This is a genomic window from Blautia sp. BIOML-A1 (assembly GCF_009883055.1).
Taxonomy (GTDB): Bacteria; Bacillota; Clostridia; order Lachnospirales; family Lachnospiraceae; genus Blautia_A.
Genome location: NZ_WWVR01000001.1, coordinates 282,813 through 304,285 on the forward strand (window position 1 = coordinate 282,813; position 21,473 = coordinate 304,285).

Genomic DNA, 21,473 nt, shown 5'->3' on the forward strand with positions numbered 1-21,473 from the left:
CTTGACACGAATCTGGATTTCGCATAAGATATAAGTAATATGCAGGATGAGATATCCTGGATAACGGCGATGAAGAGAATAGTACATGAGGAGCAATCTCAGAGAGGAATCCATATGGTGTGAGGATTCTGTGCGCGAATCGTGGAACCGGCCTCGGAGCTCTGCATAAGTGAAATGCAGCGTGGATCCAGCGTTAATGGGTTTTGAGAGAGCAATTGTTTAAGGATTGCTAATTAGGGTGGTACCGCCGAAGTCCTTCGGTCCCTTTACCGGGATCAGAGGACTTTTTTCTATGTAACAGGATGGATGATGAGCCTCTGATCTGATATAAACCATTCAGAAAAGGAGTAAGAATTATGGCAAAGAAATTAGTAGAAGCTATCACTTCCATGGAGGAAGATTTTGCACAGTGGTATACTGACGTTGTTAAGAAGGCAGAGCTGTGCGGCTACACAAGTGTAAAAGGATGTATGGCGATTAAACCGGCAGGTTATGCGATCTGGGAAAATATCCAGCATGAGCTTGATCGCAGATTCAAAGAAACAGGTGTACAGAACGTATATATGCCGATGTTCATTCCGGAATCTCTTCTTCAGAAGGAGAAGGATCATGTAGAGGGATTTGCACCGGAGGTAGCATGGGTTACTCATGGCGGTCTGAATGAGCTTCAGGAGCGTCTCTGTGTACGTCCGACTTCTGAGACTCTGTTCTGTGATTTCTATCAGAAAGACATCCAGTCCCACAGAGATCTTCCGAAGGTATACAACCAGTGGTGCTCTGTAGTGCGCTGGGAGAAGACAACCCGTCCGTTCCTTCGTTCCAGAGAGTTTTTGTGGCAGGAGGGACATACTGCTCATGCAACAGCTGAGGAAGCAGAAGAGAGAACGATTCAGATGCTGAACCTGTATGCTGATTTTTGCGAGGAAGTTCTTGCAATCCCGGTTATCAAGGGACAGAAGACTGACAAGGAGAAATTTGCAGGTGCGGTAGCAACTTACACGATCGAATCTCTGATGCATGACGGAAAGGCACTCCAGTCCGGAACCAGCCATAACTTCGGTGACGGTTTTGCCAGAGCCTTTGGCATCCAGTATACAGACAAGGATAACACACTGAAATATGTACACCAGACCTCCTGGGGTATGACAACACGTATGATCGGTGCACTGATCATGGTTCACGGTGACAACAGCGGACTTGTTCTGCCGCCGAGAATTGCTCCGATGCAGGCTGTTATCATTCCGATCCAGCAGCGTAAAGAGGGGGTTCTTGAGAAAGCGGATGAGCTGTTTGCAGCACTGAAGGCTGCCGGAATCCGTGTCAAAGTGGATGATACAGACAGAAGCCCGGGATTCAAATTCGCAGAGCAGGAAATGAGAGGAATTCCGGTTCGTATCGAATGTGGACCGAAGGATATCGAGAACGGACAGGCTGTTATCTGCCGTCGTGATACAAGAGAGAAGTATGTGGTTACTTTTGAAGAACTGGCTGATAAGGTTCAGGAAGTTCTGGATACCATGCAGAAGGATATGCTGGAGCGTGCGCGTGCGCATCGTGATGCACATACTTATGTTGCAACAGATTATGAAGAATTCAAAGATACCATCAACAACAAACCGGGATTTGTCAAAGCTATGTGGTGCGGAAACCGCGAGTGTGAGGACAAGATCAAAGAAGATGTTCAGGCAACATCCAGATGTATGCCGTTTGAGCAGGAACACTTAAGTGATGTCTGCGTATGCTGTGGAAAACCGGCTAAGAAGATGGTTTACTGGGGAAGAGCATACTAATTATGAAATTAACGATTCCATCAAATGCGGAAAAAATATTACAGGTTTTAAATGAAAATGGCTATGAAGCTTACGTGGTCGGAGGCTGTGTCCGGGATTCTATTCTGGACAGGAATCCGAATGACTGGGATATTACCACGTCTGCGTCACCGTATCAGGTGAAGGAACTGTTTCCAAGAACGATAGATACCGGTCTTCAGCATGGTACAGTTACGGTGATGATGGACAAGGAGGGATATGAGATCACCACCTATCGGGTGGACGGCGATTATGAGGATGGCCGGCATCCGAAGGAGGTAACCTTTACTTCCAGCCTTGAGGAGGATCTGAAGCGAAGAGATTTTACGATCAATGCCATGGCATATCATCCGAAGGAAGGTCTTGTGGATCTTTTTCATGGGATGGATGACATGAAAAACAAGATCATTCGTTGTGTAGGGGATCCGATGGAGCGTTTTCATGAGGATGCACTCAGGATCATGAGAGCGGTCCGTTTTTCCGCACAGCTTGGTTTCGAGATTGAAGAACAGACCAAAGCAGGGATCAGCAGGCTGACCTCAAACCTTAAGAATGTCAGTGCAGAGAGGATTCAGGCGGAGCTTGTGAAGCTTCTGGTTTCTCCGCATCCGGACTATCTGAGAACTGCATATGAGACAGGGATCACGAAGGAGTTTCTGCCGGAGTTTGATCTCTGTATGGAGACGGAGCAGAATACGCCGTATCATTGCTTTACGGTCGGAGAGCATATCCTTCACAGCCTTCTCTATGTGGAGGCGGACAAGGTCCTGCGTCTGACGATGCTGCTTCACGATATTGCCAAACCGGTCATGAAGACAACGGATGAGAATGGCAGAGACCACTTTAAACGGCATGCCGCAGTGGGTGAAGAGATGTCGAAGAAGATCTTAAGGCGTCTGAAATTTGATAATGATACGATCGAAAAGGTTTCCAGGCTGATCCGTTATCATGATGACAGACCGGAGGGACAGATGCGTGCGGTGAGAAGGGCGATGAACCGGATCGGGGAGGAGCTGTTTCCACTGTATCTTGAGGTCCAGAAGGCGGATATGCTTGCCCAGAGCGAATACTGCCGGGATGAGAAGATAAAGCGTCAGGCAGACGTGAGGAAATGTTATGAGGAAATCTTGAGGGCACAGCAGTGTATTTCCATGAAGACGCTGGCTGTGACAGGAAGGGATCTGATCCAGGCTGGTTATAAGCCGGGACCGGAGCTTGGTGAGATTCTGAACCGTCTGCTGGAGCACGTTCTGGATGTTCCGGAGGATAATACAAAAGAAAAATTAATGTCACTGATCTGACATATATAAGACTGTTGCAGCTGCGTTTCGAGCAGTGGTGCAGCAGTCTTTTTTTGGGTATTTCTGTGAAACGGAGGACATAAGATAGAAGGTACAAAAACAAGAGGGGGATTTTAATTTGTATGATTATGGACTCAGTACACTGGAACAGTACAGCCTGACCCTGCTTTCGACAGTCCGTACAAGGGGAGCACTGCTGTGCAGGACGGAGGAAGGGCTTTTTATCCTGAAGGAATTCAAAGGGACGGAAAAGAAGCTCAGGAAGCAGCAGGAATTGCTGGAAACTCTGGCAGAGGCCGGATGCAGAGTGGATGCATATTTTGCCAATAAAGAAGGAAATCTGGTGAGCAGAGATAAGGATGGGATTCCGTATACGCTGCAGCACTGGTATGAGGGAAGGGAATGTGATACGAGATCGGAGGAGGATATCTTAAGAAGTGTCTGCACGCTGGCACAGATGCATACATTTATGAAGCTTCCGCTGGTGGAGGATTATATGGAGCCTTCTCTGGAAGATATTTATCAGAGACATAATCAGGAGCTGCGTAAGATCCGAAAGTTTATCCGCAAAAAAGGAGCATCCTGTTCGTTTGAGAAGCTGTATCTTGCAACGGTGGAAGCATATCTGGAAAAGGGAGACCGTGCGCTTGCACTTCTGAAGGAATCGGAGTATCCGCTGCTTCGGCAGAAAGCAATGGAGGAAGGCTGTGTCTGTCATGGGGAGTACAATCAGCATAATGTCCTCATGGTAAGAAAGAAAACAGCCGTGACAAGTTTTGAACACTGGGGCTTTGATATACAGATGGCAGATCTGTATCGCTTCATGAGAAAAATACTTGAAAAATATAACTGGGATGTCCGGCTGGGAATGGAGATGCTGCATACTTATCACAAAATAAAGGAGATTTCTCCGGGAGAATGGCAGAATCTTCGGATCCGTTTTCTGTATCCGGAAAAATACTGGAAACTGGCAAACTATTATTATTCACACAACAAGGCCTGGATTTCGGAAAAAAACACGCAGAAGCTCAGGAATCTGACAGGGCAGAAAACAGCCTGGGAAAATTTTGAGAGCAAATGTTTCGGAAATTATCCTTTTTGATTGTTTTTTATCGAGAACAAGGTTAAAAATTAGTAAATTTGACAGTAATTGTTGGGTTTTCTCTTCCTTTTTCACGCAGGGAGGTGTATAATATAAAGCACCAATGGTCTTGGGAAAGACTGGAAAATACGATTAACAGGAGGTATAACAGTATGGATTACAAAGAGGTATATGAGCAGTGGCTGTCCAACCCATACTTTGATGATGCAACAAAGGAAGAATTAAAGAATATCGCAGAAGATGACAACGAGATCAAAGAGCGTTTTTATATGGATCTGGAGTTTGGTACAGCTGGCCTTCGTGGAATCATCGGAGCAGGTACCAACCGCATGAACATCTATGTAGTAAGAAGAGCAACTCAGGGTCTTGCAAACTACATCGCAAAAGTAGACAAGAAGTCCCAGGGTGTGGCAATCGCTTATGATTCCCGTCATATGTCTCCGGAATTTGCTGAGGAAGCAGCTCTTTGCCTTGCAGCAAACGGAATCAAGGCATATATCTTTGAGTCTCTGAGACCGACACCGGAGCTTTCTTTTGCAGTCCGTCATCTCGGATGTGCAGCAGGTATCAACGTAACAGCCAGCCATAACCCGCCGGAATATAACGGATACAAGGTATACTGGGAAGATGGTGCACAGATCACACCGCCTCATGACAGTGGAATCATGGGCGAGGTTAAATCCATTTCCGACTGGAACACAGTTAAGACTATGGACAAGGCAGAAGCAGAAAAAGCAGGCCTTTTCCAGGTGATCGGCAAAGAAGTAGACGATGCTTATATGGCAGAGCTTAAGAAACAGGTTCTCCATATGGATGCCATCGAGGCAGAGGGCAAGAACCTCAAAATCGTTTACACACCACTTCACGGAACCGGAAACATCCCGGCAAGAAGAATTCTTAAGGAACTTGGCTTTGAGAACGTTTATGTTGTTAAAGAGCAGGAGCTGCCTGACGGAGATTTCCCGACAGTAAGTTATCCGAACCCGGAAGCAGCAGAGGCATTTGAACTTGGACTGAAGCTCGCGAAGGAAGTAGATGCAGACCTGGTACTGGCAACAGACCCGGATGCAGACCGTCTTGGTGTACGTGTGAAAGACAAGAACGGAGAGTATCATGATCTGACCGGTAATATGTCAGGATGTCTGCTGGCAAACTATGAGATCAGCCAGAAGAAAGCAATCAACGGAAGTCTTCCGGAGGATGGCGCACTGATCAAGACAATCGTTACCACAAACCTGGCAGATGCGATCGCGAAGGGATACGGAGTGAAGCTGATCGAGGTTCTGACAGGATTTAAGTTTATCGGACAGCAGATCCTTGGATTCGAGCAGAGCGGCAAGGGAAGCTATCTCTTTGGATTTGAAGAGAGCTACGGCTGCCTGATCGGTACATATGCAAGGGACAAAGATGCGATCGTTGCTACAATGGCACTCTGCGAAGCTGCTGCATACTACAAGACTCAGGGCAAGACTCTCTGGGATGCAATGATCGAGATGTACGAACAGTTTGGTTATTATAAAGATGCGATCCAGTCTGTGACCATGAAGGGAATCGAAGGACTTCAGAAGATCCAGGAGATCATGAATTCTCTGCGTCAGAATCCGCCGGCAGAATTTGCAGGACATAAGGTAACTGCTGTAAGAGATTACAAGGCAGATACTATCACAGATGTGGCAACAGGAGCAGTGAAACCTACAGGTCTTCCGAACTCCAACGTTCTTTATTATGAGCTGACAGATGATGCATGGGTATGCGTTCGTCCGTCCGGAACAGAGCCGAAGGTTAAATTCTACTATGGTGTGAAGGGAACTTCCCTTGAGGATGCAGATAAGAAATCTGAAACTATGGGCAAGGCAGTTCTGGACATGGTTGACTCCATGAAATAATCAGGTAACTGGCGTATGCGAGAATTTGACGAATTTATGGAAGTTGTCCGGGAAATCCGGAAGAAGTGTCCGTGGGACAGTGTGCAGACACATGAAAGCCTGAAACCATATCTTATGGAGGAGGCAGAGGAGGTTCTGGAAGGAATCGACCGTCTGAATGCAGAGGACGACAGCCGGAATCTCTGTGAGGAACTTGGCGATGTACTGTTTCAGGTTGCACTTCACAGTGTGATCGCACAGGAAGAGGGACTTTTTACGATAGAGGATGTGATTTCGGGTATCGAGACCAAGATGAAATTTCGTCATCCGAGGATTTTTTCGCCGGAAGATACAGAGGCAGTGTCTTTGTCATGGGAAGAATTGAAAGCCCGGGAAAGACAGAACAATACCCGTATTTCTGCCGATGAAAAAACAACAGCGGAGAGCCCTCAATAGCAGGAAAAGCCTTGACAATTTGACACAAAAGGTATATATATAGTAGATAGCGTGCATATGCCAGGAAGCATTACGCAATAAATAAGAAAGAGATTATTTAGAGGAGGAAACACCATGAATAAAACAGAATTAGTAGCAGCAATGGCGAAAGAAACAAACCTTTCCAAGAAGGATATTGAGGCAGTTTTAAAATCTTTCACCGACGTTGTGGCATCCGAATTAAAAAAAGGTGGAAAAATCCAGTTAGTAGGTTTTGGTACATTTGAAGTAAGTGAAAGAGCAGCAAGAGAAGGAAGAAATCCTCGTACTGGCGAAACAATGACAATCGCAGCTTCCAAGGCACCGAAATTCAAAGCAGGAAAAGCTCTGAAAGATCTGGTAAACGAATAATTATAGCGTATGGCTGGGGGAACTTATGGTTCCCCCGTTTTTAGGTTAAAGGAGAATTTATGAGACTTGATAAATATCTGAAGATTTCACGTCTGATCAAGAGAAGAACAGTAGCGAATGAAGCCTGCGATGCGGGAAGAGTTCTGGTCAATGACCGTCCGGCCAAGGCATCCGCACAGGTTAAGGCGGGTGATACCATTGAGATTCAGTTTGGCGGAGACAAGAAGGTGCGGGTCGAGGTTCTGGACGTCAAGGACACTGTCCGCAAGGAAGATGCAGAAAATCTTTACAAATATCTCTGATACAGAGAAATGAAGTTTTGCGGTCTATTTGTCTTCCTCCTCACATAAAGTAGAAGTGTAGTCAGTCAGGCATAACTGTTCACAGGTAACAGTCAGGAGGCGGAAGGATGGAACCAGGTACCGTACGGCAGCCGCACAGCTTGCTTCTGGAGAATCGGAGAAAAAGCACGATATCAGGAGTTTTGGATGTCCAGTCATTTAATGAGCAGGAAATCCTTCTTCTGACCGAGGAGGGGAAACTCCAGATAAAAGGAGAACAGCTTCATATTAAAGGACTGGATCTGGAGAAAGGGAAAGCCGGGATTGAGGGCAAAATAAACAGTCTGATCTATCTTTCCAGAAATACTCCTCCAAAGAAAGAGAAACTGATCAAAAGAATGTTCCGCTGAAATCCGGCAGTTATACGTGGCAGGAATGCTTTGGTTTCCGGTATTTTTGTGGTTTTTTGACGAATTCTTTGTTAAAGAGGTTGCTATTTCCAGCCAAAAGAGGTAAACTTTTAATAATCATGAGGAATCGCTTTTGTAATGTAGAGAGAGGAAAGCAGATTGAGCAGGTCAAAAAAAAGCAGGAAAAACACTAGAATATTAAATAATTACCTTGGAATGGCACTGATTTCGGTAGTTGTTTTGATTCTTCTGGGAGCGCTTACTGTACAGAGCAGGGAGCTTAAGACCAGAATTGCATCCTATGATACAAGGGCATCAGAGTTAAGGACATCTATAGAGGAAGAAGAGGATCGTACAAAGCAGCTCAAAGAAAAGAAGGAATATATGCAGACGGATGAGTATATTGCAGAACTTGCAAGGGATCGTCTGGGACTTGTCAAGGGTAATGAGATAGTTTTTGAAGAAGAGAAATAACGCATATTTTGGAGAAAACTTTTTTGAGATATGTGTCAGCGTTTGACAGATATTTTATAAAAACCCCTTTATAATTTTCCCTGAATGAATCATCAGGGGGAGGGGAAAATATGCAGGAATGGATAATTGCCATGCTCGCGGTCAGCATCTTACTGATCCTGCGGGACATGGCAAAAACTGTTTTGAAGGGAAGAAAATCCAAAAAAGAGGAACCTTTTCCTATGAATGGAGAGCATCCCCAGAAGGAAAGGGTGGAACGTTATGCAGCATCCTTTCAGAAACTGGCGGATACGTTTTATGGGATGCCCTATAAAAAAGAATACTTAAGCAGCGCACAGGTAGAGAATGTTCTCAGAGAAGCAGGGGAGCATTTGTGCAGGAACTGTTACCGGAGAGAACTGTGCTGGGGCGAACAGGCAGAGAGCATGTATCAGGGCGGAGAGGCACTGGTGCGGGCGATCGAGCAGGCAGATGAGGGAAGGATTGAAGAACTTCGGAAGCAGTGGGGAGAGGTCTGTGGGAAGTCACCACAGTATCTGGAAAGTCTGAGGGAATGTTTCCAGCGTGAGAAACAGGAGATGATCTGGGGAAACCGTATGATCGAGAGTCGGCTTGCGGTTGCACAGCAGCTGAATGAGATTTCGCATATTATGCGGCAGGTGGCAGAGGATCTCTATGATATCAGTGAGGCGGAGCCGGTCTTTCAGGAAGAACTGACCAGAAGTCTTCGGAAGCGTCATGTGATTCTTAAGCGGGCGTGGGTGATGGACAAGGTTGAGGGAAGACGGCAGATTTTTCTGACTATGCGTGCAAGGAATGGTCAGTGTGTCTCTGTGGCAGAGATTGCGCAGATTTTGTCCGGGATCTGTGAATGCAGCATGACATCGGCACCGGGGAACCGCTGTATCGTGAACCGGGATTTTCATACCATACATTTTGTGGAAGATGTGAGCTATCAGATGCTGTACGGCGTGGCAAGGATCACCCGGGAGAAAGAGAAGGTTTCCGGAGATAACTATATCTGCCGTCAGGAGGATGGAGGCAGGTTTGTGATGTGCCTTTCGGACGGCATGGGATCTGGTATGGATGCGTGCAGGGAAAGTGAAATTGTGGTAGAATTACTGGAGCAGTTCCTGGAATCCGGCTTTTCGCAGGAGACTGCAGCGAGAATGGTCAATTCCGCTCTGGTATTAAACGGCAGGGAAGGGATGTTTTCGACGGTGGATATCTGTGCGGTGGATCTTTATACAGGGATCTGCGAATTTCTCAAGGCCGGAGCGGCAGCTACGTTTATCCGGCGAGATCACTGGGTGGAGGCAATCTCTTCTGAGAGTCTTGCGGCGGGACTGGTGCAGAGGATTGATTTTGACACGGCATCCAGGAAGCTGTATCACGGGGACTGTCTGGTGATGATGACGGACGGGGTGCTGGATGCACTTCCATCGGAGTGCGAGGAAGAAACCATGAAGGAGATCATCCTGGATGTACAGGAGAGTGCCCCGCGTGAGATCAGCCGGGGAATTCTGGAGAGGGTGCTCGGATACAGTGATTATCGTGCAAGAGATGATATGACAGTGCTGGTTGCGAGTGTTGTAAGAAAATAGCTGCTGTGAACAGCGGCAGAAACTGAATGAGGATAAAGAAGAATGCAGGAAATGACCCTGGATAAAGTAAAGAGATTTGCCGAACAGAATAAGATGATCCCGGAGAACAGCATGATCATAGTGGGGGTATCCGGCGGGAATGATTCCATGACAATGCTGCATCTTTTGAAGAGTTTACAGGCAGGATGGAATTTCGGGCTGCGGGTGGTGCATGTGAATCATGGGATCCGTGGAGAGGAAGCCGAAAGGGATCAGAAGGTGGTTGAGGATATCTGCCGTCAGTGGGAGATTCCGTGCAGCTCGTATTGTTATGATGTGCCGCAATTGTCTGAGAAATGGAAGCTTGGAACGGAGGAGACAGGAAGAATTGTCCGGAGGAAGGCGTTTGAGGCAGAGAAGAAGAAATGCTGGCAGCAGGAGTGCGTCTGTAGGATCGCGCTGGCACACAACAAGAATGATCTTGCGGAAACCATGCTGCATCATCTTGCCAGAGGTACCGGTCTGAGAGGCCTCTGCTCGCTGAAACCAGTGAACGGAGAAGTGATTCGTCCTCTTTTGTGTTTAGAAAGAAAAGAAATAGACGAGTATATTAAGGAATGCGGGATCCCGGGGATTCTGGACAGTACGAATCTGGAGGATGAGTATACGAGAAACCGGATCCGCAGGCACATCCTTCCGCTGATGGAGCAGGAGATCAATGCCAAAGCCATAGAGCATATGGCAGAAACTTCCAGAATTCTGACAGAGGCAGAGGAGTTTCTGACAGAAGAGGCACAGGCACTGGTACAGAGGTACAGAGAGACGGATGGCAGCTATTGCCTGAAGGAGGATTTTTTTTACAAAAAGGAAATCCTCAAAAGCTATGGCGTCCGGGTGATCCTGGAGACTTTGAGCGGACAGAGAAGAGATCTGTCGCAGGTTCATATCCGTCAGACGCTGGAACTGTATCTCTGTCAGGTGAGCAAAAGAATCGATCTTCCCTATGGACTGGAAGTGGTCAGAAGTTATGACGGTGTATGTATCCGTAAGAAGTCCTGCAGGAAGTCCTCAGAGATGGCTTCCCCCAAAGAGGAATTTGCACTTCCTCTCTCCCAGGGAACGGTCGAAACATCGTATGGCAGGTTTGAAATTAAAATTTTTCCCTGTTCCGGTGAGAAGATTTTAGAAAAAAAGTATACGAAATGGTTTGATTGTGATAAAATAAAGTGCAGTTTGTCTGTCCGTACACGAAAGAGTGGAGACTATCTCGTGATCGGTAAGGGCGGAGAAAGCAAGAAACTGACCAGATGCATGATCGATGACAGAGTCCCGAAGGAATTAAGGGAGCAGATCCCCCTGATCGCAGATGGGGAAGAAATTGTGTGGATCGTAGGCGGAAGGATCAGTGAGCGGTATAAAATTACTTCCTGTACAAGGAATATATTAGAAATCACATACCAAGGAGGAACCAGGAAATGAGTGAAAGAATTAAGGTTTTACTGAGTGAAGAGGAAGTGGATGCAAGAATCCAGCAGGTGGCAGCCAAAATCAGCAAGGATTATGCCGGAAGAGAGATCCATCTGATCTGCGTACTGAAAGGCGGCGTATTCTTTACCTGTGAACTTGCAAAGAGAATCACAGTACCGGTATCTCTGGACTTTATGTCTGTGTCCAGTTATGGAGACGATACCAAATCAAGCGGTGTAGTTAAGATCGTAAAGGATCTGGATCAGCCGCTGATCGGCAAGGACGTGCTGATCGTAGAGGATATCATTGATTCAGGAAGAACTTTAAGTTACCTGATCAAGATCCTTGAGGACAGACATCCAAACAGCATCCGTCTGTGTACTCTGCTCGACAAACCGGAGCGCAGAGTCAAAAAGGATGTCAATGTAGATTACTGCTGTTTCAATATTCCAGATGAATTTGTTGTAGGATATGGGCTTGACTATGCCCAGAAATACAGGAATCTCCCGTTTATCGGAGTAGTGGAATTTGACGGCGAGGAGTGAAAGGAGATTTAATTAAGTGAACAGACAGCCAGGCAGAATTGGCCTTTATCTGGTTTTGATCGTGATGCTGGTTGCAGGATATTTTTATCTGAACAATCAGGTGGCTTCCCAGAGTAATTATACGATGGACAAGCTGGAGCAGGCAGCACAGGACGGCAGGGTAACTTCAGCTACTCTGTATCAGAACAGAGAGGTACCGACGGGATCTGTTGCGGCAGAGATCGAAGGCGAAGGACAGAAAAAGGTTAATGTGACAGACGTAAATACTGCACAGGAGATTCTTGAGAAGTACGATATCCATCCGGATGTCAGAGATGTTCCGCAGGAAAGTGTTTTCCTTACTTCCCTGTTACCGGTGATCATCACAGGAGTGTTTATCGTTTTTATGTTTATCATGATGAACAGACAGATGTCAGGTGGAGGCGGCAATTCCAAGATGATGAATTTTGGCAAGAGCCGTGCGAGAATGATGCTTCCGGACGATAAGAAAGTAACCTTCAAGGATGTGGCAGGTCTTCAGGAAGAGAAGGAAGACCTGGTAGAGGTGGTGGATTTCCTCAAGGCTCCGCAGAAATATACAAGCGTGGGTGCAAGAATCCCGAAAGGCGTTATCCTTGTAGGTCCTCCAGGAACAGGTAAGACTCTTCTTGCCAAAGCTGTAGCAGGTGAAGCAGGTGTTCCGTTCTTTTCCATTTCCGGTTCGGATTTTGTGGAGATGTTTGTCGGTGTCGGCGCCTCCCGTGTCCGTGACTTGTTTGAAGAGGGCAAGAAACATGCACCGTGTATTATTTTTATTGATGAGATCGATGCAGTTGCGAGACAGCGTGGAACCGGTATGGGCGGCGGCCATGATGAGAGAGAGCAGACTCTGAATCAGCTTCTTGTGGAGATGGATGGTTTTGGAGTGAATGAGGGAATCATCGTCATGGCGGCTACCAACCGTGTGGATATTCTTGATCCGGCAATCCTGCGTCCGGGACGTTTCGACCGTAAGGTTGCTGTCGGCAGACCGGATGTCAAGGGACGTGAGGAGATTCTTCGCGTTCATGTCAAGGACAAACCGCTGGGTGAGGATGTTGATCTGGCACAGATCGCACAGACAACCGCAGGCTTTACAGGTGCAGACCTTGAGAACCTCATGAATGAGGCTGCAATTATGGCGGCGAAGGCAACGAGATCCTACATTACACAGCAGGATATCAAGCATGCCTTTATCAAGGTCGGTATCGGCGCAGAGAAACGAAGTAAGGTTATTTCTGACAAAGAAAAGAAGATCACAGCCTATCATGAGGCGGGACATGCGATCCTGTTCCATGTTCTTCCGGATATGGATCCTGTCTATACAATCTCGATCATTCCGACAGGTGTTGGGGCAGCAGGATATACCATGCCGCTTCCGGAGAATGATGAGATGTTCAACACCAAGGGCAAGATGCTTCAGGATATCACAACGCTGCTTGGCGGCCGTGTGGCTGAGGAACTGATTTTTAATGATATCACAACGGGCGCTTCCAATGATATCAAGCGTGCTACGGGAACTGCCCGTGCCATGGTCATGCAGTATGGTATGTCGGATAAGCTTGGACTGATCGCCTATGGGGACGAGGGCGATGAAGTATTTATCGGAAGAGATCTGGCACATACCAGAAGCTACAGTGAAGAAGTGGCCAAGGAGATCGACCAGGAAGTTCATGCCATCATAGACAAATGTCATGAAGATGCGAGAGAGATCATCACGCAGCATATGGATGTACTTCATAAGTGCGCCGCCCTTCTTTTAGAGAAGGAAAAGGTTCACAGAGAAGAGTTTGAGGCACTTTTTACATCTGAAAAAATCAGCCTTCAAAAATGAGTGTACAACATAGACAAAAACATAAAATGAATTTTGTGAACTTTGTGCACACTTTTGGGTAGACGCATGATACGATATATATCGTAAAAACCCCCCAATACATTATATAGTTTTTGCTACACCCCATAAGAAGAAATACCTTCTCCAAAAAAGACAGCTTATCCCGCTGTCTTTTTTACTTTGTAAAAATAGTGCATATTTGCATGGCTTTATTCGGCGGGTTTTATATTGTACTTTTGTGATTTATCAACTAGAATATACATATGCTAAAGAATAAGGGGATTTTGATTATGGAATGGGAAAATGAGGACATTACCAGAAAAATGCAGTACATTCTGAATATGCGGCCGGTGCTGAATAAGGACGCTTTTTTCAGTGACGGAACGAGGTATTACAGAAATCCTGCCGAACCAAAGACAGGGGAAACGGTAATGATCAGTTTCCGGACCCAGAAAAACAATGTGGATGCAGTGTATCTTGTATCCGGCGGAAAGAAACGAAGGATGAAGATCTATAAGACGGTCAAGGGCTTTGATTACTATGCGGCAAGGATCGTTATGCCGGACGAGGTTTTCAGATATCACTTTGAGATTCTGTATGGGTGGGTAAACTGTTATTATAATCAGCAGGGAGTCTGTACAGAGAGAGAGGATCGGGATGATTTTGAGATTTATCCGAACTATCAGACACCGGACTGGGCGAAGGGCGCGGTCATGTACCAGATTTTTGTGGATCGTTTCTGCAACGGAGATCCGACAAACAATGTTCTGACGGATGAGTATTCTTATATCGGAGAACACTGTGAGCAGGTGAAGGACTGGTCCAAGACACCGGCAGTCATGGGCGTGAGGGAATTCTATGGCGGAGACCTTCAGGGAGTTATGGATAAGCTGGATTATCTTCAGGATCTTGGAGTGGAGGTCGTGTATCTGAACCCGATCTTTGTATCACCGAGCAATCACAAGTATGACACACAGGATTATGATTACGTGGATCCTCATTATGGAAAGATCGTGGAGGACTGTGATGGGCTTCTGGCTTCGTGGGACAGGGAAAACGCTCATGCAGCCAAATATATCAAACGAGTTACCGACAAGAAGAATCTGGAGGCGAGTAATCAGCTTTTTGCGAAGCTGGTGCAGGAGCTTCATAAGCGAGGCATGAAGGTGATCCTGGACGGAGTATTTAACCACTGTGGCTCCTTTAATAAATGGATGGATCGTGAGCGGATCTATGAAGGACAGGAAGGCTATGCACCGGGTGCTTATATTTCGGCAGACAGCCCGTATCGCTCCTTCTTTCATTTCAATGACGAGAACAGATGGCCGTATAACCCGTCTTACGATGGATGGTGGACGCACGACACGCTTCCGAAGCTTAATTATGAGGGTTCCAGAGAGCTTTATGAGTATGTGCTGGATATAGCCCGGAAGTGGGTTTCCGAGCCGTACTGTGCAGATGGCTGGAGACTGGACGTGGCAGCGGATCTTGGACACAGCAATGAGTTTAATCATAAGTTCTGGAAAGATTTCCGCAGGGCAGTCAAGGAGGCAAATCCGGAAGCACTCATTCTTGCCGAGCATTATGGCAATCCGGAGGGATGGCTTCAGGGAGATGAGTGGGATTCTGTCATGAATTATGATGCTTTTATGGAACCGGTGACATGGTTTCTGACCGGTATGGAGAAACACAGTGATGAATACCGGGAAGATCTGTATGGAAACAGTGAGGCCTTTATTGCAGCTATGAGGACGCATATGCGCTCCCTTCATATGTCTGCACTTCATGTGGCGATGAATGAACTGTCCAACCATGATCACTCCAGGTTCCTTACCAGAACGAACCGCCGTGTGGGAAGGGTTTCTTATGCAGGCCCGCAGGCTGCCTCTGAGAATATCAATACGGCAGTTATGAGAGAGGCAATCGCGATCCAGATGACCTGGCCGGGGGCACCGACTGTCTATTATGGAGACGAGGCAGGTGTATGTGGATTTACGGATCCGGATAACCGCCGTACCTATCCGTGGGGACATGAGGATAAGGAACTGCTTGATTTCTACAAAAAAATGATTGCGATCCACAAAAAATATCGAATCCTGCGAAAGGGTTCCCTGAAATTTTTGTGGAATGATTACCAGGGACTGTGCTATGGAAGGTTTTCGCATATTGAACAGATGATCATGATACTGAATAACCGTGACGAGGGCAGAGAAGTCACGATCAAAGTATGGCCGGTGGGAATCAGCAGGATGGAAGAGGTCAGAATGACAAGACTGATCCGGTCATGTCAGGATGGATATACGGATCAGCCAAAGGAGATCATTGCCCGCGCCGGTATGGTGAACCTTTATCTGCCTCCTAAGAGCGTGACACTTCTGCATCATAAGGATAAAATGTAATAATCATTATATAGACAAAGTTTGGAACTGTGAAAATATCACAGATCCAGACTTTGTTTTTTTCTTGACAGAATATGACAGGTATGTTACGATAACTATACTTTCACACGGTAGAGTGACTGTGTGATAAAACATAAAAACGGTATAAGAGGAGAGATAGATATGAAGAAAAAGGCAGTTGCATTAATGCTGAGTGCAGTTATGGTTATGGGAATGGCTTCCGCAGTGAGCGTACAGGCGGGCGTTGCAGATAAGACTCTGATCGTAGGATTTGATGCAGAATATCCTCCTTATGGATATATGGATGAGAGCGGAGAATATACAGGTTTTGACCTGGAACTGGCACAGGCAGTGTGTGATCTGGAGGGATGGACTCTGGACAAAAAACCGATCAACTGGGATTCCAAGGATATGGAACTGAACTCCGGTTCTATTGACTGTATCTGGAACGGATTTACAATGAACGGAAGAGAAGATGATTATACTTTCTCTGTACCGTATGTAGATAACAGCCAGGTGATCGTTGTAGCCGAGGATTCAGGAATTGAGAAACTGACAGATCTGGCAGGCAAGACCGTTGGTGTCCAGGCAGCTTCCGCAGCACTGGATCTTCTCAAGAGCGAAGAAGAGGGTGGACAGAAGGAACTGGCAGATACCTTTGGAGCACTGAATGAATTTGCTGATTACAACACTGCATTTACAGAACTGCAGGCAGGAGCACTGGATGCACTTGCAATTGATGTAGGTGTTGCAAAATACCAGCTTAATTCCAGAGGAGAGGGATTCAAGATCCTTGATGAGACTCTGAATACAGAGCAGTATGCGATCGGATTCAAGAAGGGCAACGATGAACTTTGCGATATCGTGAATGCAGACCTTCAGAAGCTGGCAGATGACGGAACCGTAGAGAAGCTGGCAGAGAAATATGAGATCGCTGATATGGTAACTCTTAAGGCTTCTGATGACGCGGCAGCAGAAGATACAGAGGAAGCAGCAGCTGAGGATAAGACAGAGGATTCTGCACAGGAAGACGCTGAATAATCAGAATCCTGTCACCGGATGTGATCTGGAATGGATTTTGACCAGATTGCTGTGACGAAGTGAACAGTAACAAATATAAGACATATGGGATGCTCCCTGGGATCTCGCCGGGGAGCATCCCTGTTGTAAGTTTATGGAGGAGAAGACATGAGTTTTCAGGTAATGTTACAACAGCTTACCACGGGGTTTGGGTCTACGCTGGTTATCTTTTTTCTGACACTGCTTTTCTCACTGCCCCTGGGTATGGTGGTGTATTTTGGAAGAGTGAGTCGCTTTAAGCCACTGAGCTGGATCGTCAAAGCCTATATTTCTATTATGAGGGGAACGCCATTGATGCTGCAGCTGCTTTTGTGGTATTTTGGACCGTTTTATCTCTGGGGGATGAATATCGGAGGATATAAATTCACTGCGATCATTCTTGGATGTTCACTGAATTATGCGGCTTATTTTGCAGAGATATATCGTTCCGGAATTGAATCTATTCCGAGCGGACAGTATGAGGCGGCACAGCTTCTTGGCTACAATAAAAGTCAGACATTTTTCAAGATCGTACTTCCGCAGGTCGTAAAGATCGTGCTGCCATCAGTGACAAATGAAGTCATCACATTGGTTAAGGATACCTCTCTTGTATATTCTGTATCCTATATCGAGATGTTTGCACTTGCAAAACAGATCGCGGCAGCACAGACAACGGTACTTCCGTTTGTGATCGCAGGTGTGTTCTATTACATTTTCAACTTTGTGGTTGCATGGGTAATGGAATGGTTTGAAAAGAAAATGAACTATTATCATTAGGAGGAAATGGCGTGAGTACGAATCTTCTTGAAATGAATCATATCAAAAAACAATTCGACGGACTTCAGGTTCTGAAGGATGTCTCTATCCATGTAGAGGAAGGCGAGGTGCTTTCCATCATAGGACCTTCCGGTTCCGGCAAGTCCACGCTGCTCCGCTGTGCGACGCTTCTGACGCGTATTGACGGCGGGGAGATCAGCTACATGGGCAAAAAGGCAATCTGGACAGAGAATGACAGAGTCTGCATGCCGCCCAAGAATGAAATCAAGGAAATCCAGTCCTGCTTCGGTCTGGTGTTCCAGAACTTCAATCTTTTTCCGCATTTTACCGTCATGAAAAATATCACGGATGCGCCGATCCATGTACAGAAAAGAAACAAGGCCGAAGTATATAAAGAAGCGAGAGAGCTTCTGGCAAAGATGGGACTTTCTGATAAGGAGGATGCTTATCCGTATCAGCTTTCGGGCGGACAGTGCCAGCGAGTTGCGATTGCAAGGGCGCTTGCACTGAACCCTAAGATCCTGTTTTTTGATGAACCGACCTCTGCACTTGACCCGGAACTTACCGGAGAGGTTCTCCGCGTGATCCGCTCTCTGGCGGACCTCCACATTACCATGGTGATCGTGACACATGAGATGAATTTTGCGAGAGATATTTCGGACAGGGTGATCTTTATGGACCAGGGGGTTATTGCGGTGGAGGGTACTCCGACGGAGGTATTTTCTTCCAGCAATGCCAGAATGAAAGAATTCCTTGGTAAATTTCATCAGGGAGAAGAATAAAGGGATTGCTTTTAATCAGGCAATGTTATATAATTTTCAGCGTAAAGACAGAAATCAGGAAATCCGATTAACCGCAGTTGCCTCTGCGGTTAATCTAGTGAGAGGATAGGAGTAAATATGAGTACAGACAGATATGTAAGCCCCCTTTCAGAGCGCTATGCCAGCAAGGAAATGCAGTATATTTTTTCTCCGGATATGAAATTCCGTACATGGAGAAGATTGTGGATCGCTCTGGCAGAAACAGAAAAAGAACTTGGCCTGAATATCACCCAGGAGCAGATTGATGAACTTAAGGCTCATAAGGATGACATCAATTACGATGTGGCCAAGGAGAGAGAACGTCAGGTTCGCCATGACGTTATGTCCCATGTGTATGCATATGGAGTACAGTGTCCGAAAGCAAAGGGAATCATTCATCTGGGCGCAACCTCCTGTTATGTAGGAGATAATACAGACATTATCGTAATGGCAGAAGCTCTCAGACTGGTTCAGAAGAAACTGGTCAATGTGATCGCAGAGCTTTCTAAGTTTGCAGATAAATATAAGGATCAGCCTACGCTGGCATTTACCCATTTCCAGCCGGCACAGCCTACAACTGTTGGTAAGCGTGCTACTCTGTGGACACAGGAATTCATGATGGATCTTGAGGATCTGGAGTATGTCCTGGGAAGCCTTAAGCTTCTTGGTTCCAAGGGAACAACAGGAACACAGGCAAGCTTTTTGGAGCTTTTTGACGGAGATCAGGAAACCATCGACAAGATCGATCCGATGATCGCAGAGAAGATGGGATTCAGGCAGTGCTATCCGGTTTCCGGACAGACCTATTCCCGTAAGGTTGATACCAGAGTTCTGAATATTCTTGCAGGTATTGCAGCAAGTGCACACAAGATGTCCAATGATATCCGCCTTCTTCAGCACCTCAAGGAAGTGGAAGAACCGTTTGAAAAATCTCAGATCGGATCTTCTGCAATGGCATATAAGAGAAATCCGATGAGAAGTGAGCGTATTGCTTCCCTTTCCAGATATGTGATGATCGATGCACTGAACCCGGCCATCACTTCAGCAACACAGTGGTTCGAGAGAACACTGGATGACTCCGCAAACAAGCGTCTCAGCGTTCCGGAAGGATTCCTTGCAATAGATGGTATCCTTGATCTTTGTCTGAACGTAGTAGACGGACTGGTAGTATATCCGAAGGTTATCGAGAAACACATGCTTGCAGAACTTCCGTTCATGGCAACTGAGAACATTATGATGGATGCTGTTAAGGCAGGTGGAGACCGTCAGGAACTTCATGAGCGTATTCGTGAACTTTCCATGGAAGCAGGACGTACTGTGAAGGTAGAAGGAAAGGATAACAACCTTCTTGATCTGATCGCAGCAGATCCGGCATTCAATCTGACGATCGAAGAACTCCGCAAGTCTATGGATCCTTCCAAATATGTGGGAAGAGCCAAAGAGCAGACAACTGCTTTCATCGAGAAAGTGGTACAGCCGGTTCTTGATGAGCACAAGGATATGCTTGGAATCAAGGCAGAGATTAATGTCTGATGCCAGAGGACAAAAGTCTGAAAGATAATTTTTAACAGATCAATCAAAAACACAAGGAGGATAAATGTGTTATGGTCAAAGCAGTAGTTGGAGCTAACTGGGGAGATGAGGGTAAAGGTAAGATCACCGATATGCTTGCTCAGGAAGCAGATATCATTGTAAGATTTCAGGGAGGAGCAAATGCCGGTCATACAATCGTAAATGACTATGGTAAATTTGCACTGCACACACTTCCGTCAGGTGTATTCTACAACCACACCACAAGCGTGATCGGAAATGGTGTTGCTCTGAATATTCCGGTATTTTTTAAAGAATACAATGAAGTAATCGAGAGAGGAGTTCCGGCACCGAAGATCATGATCTCTGACAGAGCACAGATCGTAATGCCTTATCATATTCTCTTCGATCAGTATGAAGAAGAACGTCTTGGCGGCAAATCCTTCGGATCCACAAAGTCCGGTATCGCTCCGTTCTATTCCGATAAATATGCCAAAATCGGTTTCCAGGTAAATGAACTGTTCCATGACGATACTCTGAGAGAAAAGGTAGAGCGCGTTGTAGAAACAAAGAACATTTTACTGGAGCATCTGTATCATAAACCGCTTCTTGATCCGAACGAGATTTATGCAGAACTGATGAAATACAAAGAAATGGTAGCTCCATATGTGGGAGACGTATCTCTGTTCCTGTGGAATGCACTCAAAGAAGGCAAACAGGTTCTTCTGGAGGGACAGCTTGGATCACTGAAGGATCCGGATCATGGAATTTATCCGATGGTAACATCTTCCTCTACACTGGCTGCATATGGTGCAATCGGTGCAGGAATCCCGCCATATGAAATCAAGCAGATCGTTACTGTCTGCAAGGCATATTCCAGTGCAGTAGGAGCAGGTGCTTTTGTTTCTGAGATCTTTGGCGAGGAAGCTGATGCGCTGAGAAGAAGAGGCGGAGATGGCGGAGAATACGGCGCAACAACCGGACGTCCGAGACGTATGGGATGGTTTGACTGTGTTGCTTCCAAATATGGCTGCCGTATGCAGGGAACTACAGATGTAGCCTTTACTGTTCTTGATGTCCTTGGATATCTGGATGAGATTCCGGTATGTACAGGATATGAGATTGATGGTAAAGTTACTACAGAATTCCCGACAACAGGACTTCTTGAGAAGGCTAAACCGGTTCTGGAAGTACTTCCGGGATGGAAAACCGATATCCGTGGAATTAAGAAATACGAAGATCTTCCGGAAAACTGCCGTAAATATGTTGAGTTCGTAGAGAAACAGATTGGATTCCCGATCACCATGATCTCCAACGGACCAGGAAGAAATGATATTATCTACAGAAATAAATAAGTAAAGTATAGACGCCGGG

The 21,473-nt window shown here is 46.2% G+C and carries 19 protein-coding genes and 1 other annotated feature; all 19 genes read left to right on the forward strand.

Annotation, left to right across the window (positions count from 1 at the left end; translation table 11 throughout):
• Window positions 1-60: 60 nt before the first annotated feature.
• Window positions 61-269, forward strand: a binding site (T-box leader).
• A gap of 87 nt (window positions 270-356) precedes the next feature.
• The 19 genes from proS (at window position 357) to GT674_RS01475 (ending at window position 21,454) form a co-directional block, all read left to right on the forward strand.
• On the forward strand, window positions 357-1,790 hold the full coding sequence (gene proS / locus GT674_RS01385; protein WP_161284010.1) for a proline--tRNA ligase: 1,434 nt from the start codon (window positions 357-359) through the stop codon (window positions 1,788-1,790).
• 2 nt (window positions 1,791-1,792) lie between these two features.
• Entirely contained in the window at window positions 1,793-3,109 is a 1,317-nt protein-coding gene (locus GT674_RS01390) for a CCA tRNA nucleotidyltransferase (protein WP_161284011.1), read from the forward strand.
• A 118-nt stretch (window positions 3,110-3,227) separates the two neighbouring features.
• Complete coding sequence (locus tag GT674_RS01395; protein WP_161284012.1) at window positions 3,228-4,211, forward strand: CotS family spore coat protein; 984 nt, start codon at window positions 3,228-3,230, stop codon at window positions 4,209-4,211.
• Between the two features lie 152 nt (window positions 4,212-4,363).
• The gene (locus tag GT674_RS01400; protein WP_161284013.1) at window positions 4,364-6,097 is read left to right on the forward strand and encodes a phospho-sugar mutase; all 1,734 of its coding nucleotides are present in this window, start codon (window positions 4,364-4,366) and stop codon (window positions 6,095-6,097) included.
• A gap of 15 nt (window positions 6,098-6,112) precedes the next feature.
• Window positions 6,113-6,532, forward strand: coding sequence for a MazG nucleotide pyrophosphohydrolase domain-containing protein (locus GT674_RS01405; RefSeq protein WP_161284014.1), 420 nt, complete (start codon window positions 6,113-6,115; stop codon window positions 6,530-6,532).
• Between the two features lie 114 nt (window positions 6,533-6,646).
• Window positions 6,647-6,922: an HU family DNA-binding protein gene (locus GT674_RS01410; RefSeq protein ID WP_161284015.1), complete on the forward strand. Its 276-nt coding sequence runs from the start codon at window positions 6,647-6,649 to the stop codon at window positions 6,920-6,922.
• 59 nt (window positions 6,923-6,981) lie between these two features.
• Entirely contained in the window at window positions 6,982-7,224 is a 243-nt protein-coding gene (locus tag GT674_RS01415) for an RNA-binding S4 domain-containing protein (RefSeq protein WP_161284016.1), read from the forward strand.
• Between the two features lie 107 nt (window positions 7,225-7,331).
• On the forward strand, window positions 7,332-7,613 hold the full coding sequence (yabP, locus tag GT674_RS01420) for a sporulation protein YabP (RefSeq protein WP_161284017.1): 282 nt from the start codon (window positions 7,332-7,334) through the stop codon (window positions 7,611-7,613).
• Between the two features lie 159 nt (window positions 7,614-7,772).
• On the forward strand, window positions 7,773-8,087 hold the full coding sequence (locus GT674_RS01425; protein ID WP_243149013.1) for an FtsB family cell division protein: 315 nt from the start codon (window positions 7,773-7,775) through the stop codon (window positions 8,085-8,087).
• Between the two features lie 110 nt (window positions 8,088-8,197).
• Window positions 8,198-9,691, forward strand: coding sequence for a SpoIIE family protein phosphatase (locus GT674_RS01430; RefSeq protein ID WP_161284018.1), 1,494 nt, complete (start codon window positions 8,198-8,200; stop codon window positions 9,689-9,691).
• Between the two features lie 42 nt (window positions 9,692-9,733).
• Window positions 9,734-11,149, forward strand: a complete 1,416-nt coding sequence (tilS, locus tag GT674_RS01435; RefSeq protein ID WP_161284019.1) for a tRNA lysidine(34) synthetase TilS — start codon at window positions 9,734-9,736, stop codon at window positions 11,147-11,149.
• Window positions 11,146-11,682: a hypoxanthine phosphoribosyltransferase gene (gene hpt / locus GT674_RS01440; RefSeq protein ID WP_161284020.1), complete on the forward strand. Its 537-nt coding sequence runs from the start codon at window positions 11,146-11,148 to the stop codon at window positions 11,680-11,682. Before tilS ends, hpt begins: the two co-directional genes overlap by 4 nt.
• 64 nt (window positions 11,683-11,746) lie before the next feature.
• Window positions 11,747-13,534, forward strand: a complete 1,788-nt coding sequence (ftsH, locus tag GT674_RS01445) for an ATP-dependent zinc metalloprotease FtsH (RefSeq protein ID WP_161284109.1) — start codon at window positions 11,747-11,749, stop codon at window positions 13,532-13,534.
• A gap of 290 nt (window positions 13,535-13,824) precedes the next feature.
• On the forward strand, window positions 13,825-15,933 hold the full coding sequence (locus tag GT674_RS01450) for a glycoside hydrolase family 13 protein (RefSeq protein WP_161284021.1): 2,109 nt from the start codon (window positions 13,825-13,827) through the stop codon (window positions 15,931-15,933).
• Window positions 15,934-16,095: 162 nt separating this feature from the next.
• The gene (locus GT674_RS01455) at window positions 16,096-16,974 is read left to right on the forward strand and encodes an amino acid ABC transporter substrate-binding protein (protein WP_161284022.1); all 879 of its coding nucleotides are present in this window, start codon (window positions 16,096-16,098) and stop codon (window positions 16,972-16,974) included.
• A gap of 147 nt (window positions 16,975-17,121) precedes the next feature.
• Window positions 17,122-17,769: an amino acid ABC transporter permease gene (locus GT674_RS01460; protein WP_161284023.1), complete on the forward strand. Its 648-nt coding sequence runs from the start codon at window positions 17,122-17,124 to the stop codon at window positions 17,767-17,769.
• A gap of 32 nt (window positions 17,770-17,801) precedes the next feature.
• Window positions 17,802-18,551, forward strand: a complete 750-nt coding sequence (locus tag GT674_RS01465) for an amino acid ABC transporter ATP-binding protein (protein ID WP_161284110.1) — start codon at window positions 17,802-17,804, stop codon at window positions 18,549-18,551.
• A 117-nt stretch (window positions 18,552-18,668) separates the two neighbouring features.
• Window positions 18,669-20,102 carry an adenylosuccinate lyase gene (gene purB / locus GT674_RS01470; protein ID WP_161284024.1) on the forward strand — a complete coding sequence of 478 codons (1,434 nt, stop codon included), beginning with the start codon at window positions 18,669-18,671 and terminating at the stop codon, window positions 20,100-20,102.
• Window positions 20,103-20,173: 71 nt separating this feature from the next.
• Window positions 20,174-21,454, forward strand: coding sequence for an adenylosuccinate synthase (locus tag GT674_RS01475; protein ID WP_161284025.1), 1,281 nt, complete (start codon window positions 20,174-20,176; stop codon window positions 21,452-21,454).
• Window positions 21,455-21,473 lie beyond the last annotated feature (19 nt).

Excerpts from the sequence above, each read along its gene's own strand:
- proS (WP_161284010.1), top strand. The coding sequence starts at position 357 with ATGGCAAAGAAATTAGTAGAAGCTATCACTTCCATGGAGGAAGATTTT.
- GT674_RS01390 (WP_161284011.1), top strand. The coding sequence starts at position 1,793 with ATGAAATTAACGATTCCATCAAATGCGGAAAAAATATTACAGGTTTTA.
- GT674_RS01400 (WP_161284013.1), top strand. The coding sequence starts at position 4,364 with ATGGATTACAAAGAGGTATATGAGCAGTGGCTGTCCAACCCATACTTT.
- GT674_RS01405 (WP_161284014.1), top strand. The coding sequence starts at position 6,113 with ATGCGAGAATTTGACGAATTTATGGAAGTTGTCCGGGAAATCCGGAAG.
- GT674_RS01410 (WP_161284015.1), top strand. The coding sequence starts at position 6,647 with ATGAATAAAACAGAATTAGTAGCAGCAATGGCGAAAGAAACAAACCTT.
- GT674_RS01415 (WP_161284016.1), top strand. The coding sequence starts at position 6,982 with ATGAGACTTGATAAATATCTGAAGATTTCACGTCTGATCAAGAGAAGA.
- yabP (WP_161284017.1), top strand. The coding sequence starts at position 7,332 with ATGGAACCAGGTACCGTACGGCAGCCGCACAGCTTGCTTCTGGAGAAT.
- GT674_RS01430 (WP_161284018.1), top strand. The coding sequence starts at position 8,198 with ATGCAGGAATGGATAATTGCCATGCTCGCGGTCAGCATCTTACTGATC.
- tilS (WP_161284019.1), top strand. The coding sequence starts at position 9,734 with ATGCAGGAAATGACCCTGGATAAAGTAAAGAGATTTGCCGAACAGAAT.
- hpt (WP_161284020.1), top strand. The coding sequence starts at position 11,146 with ATGAGTGAAAGAATTAAGGTTTTACTGAGTGAAGAGGAAGTGGATGCA.
- ftsH (WP_161284109.1), top strand. The coding sequence starts at position 11,747 with ATGCTGGTTGCAGGATATTTTTATCTGAACAATCAGGTGGCTTCCCAG.
- GT674_RS01450 (WP_161284021.1), top strand. The coding sequence starts at position 13,825 with ATGGAATGGGAAAATGAGGACATTACCAGAAAAATGCAGTACATTCTG.
- GT674_RS01455 (WP_161284022.1), top strand. The coding sequence starts at position 16,096 with ATGAAGAAAAAGGCAGTTGCATTAATGCTGAGTGCAGTTATGGTTATG.
- GT674_RS01460 (WP_161284023.1), top strand. The coding sequence starts at position 17,122 with ATGAGTTTTCAGGTAATGTTACAACAGCTTACCACGGGGTTTGGGTCT.
- GT674_RS01465 (WP_161284110.1), top strand. The coding sequence starts at position 17,802 with ATGAATCATATCAAAAAACAATTCGACGGACTTCAGGTTCTGAAGGAT.
- purB (WP_161284024.1), top strand. The coding sequence starts at position 18,669 with ATGAGTACAGACAGATATGTAAGCCCCCTTTCAGAGCGCTATGCCAGC.
- GT674_RS01475 (WP_161284025.1), top strand. The coding sequence starts at position 20,174 with ATGGTCAAAGCAGTAGTTGGAGCTAACTGGGGAGATGAGGGTAAAGGT.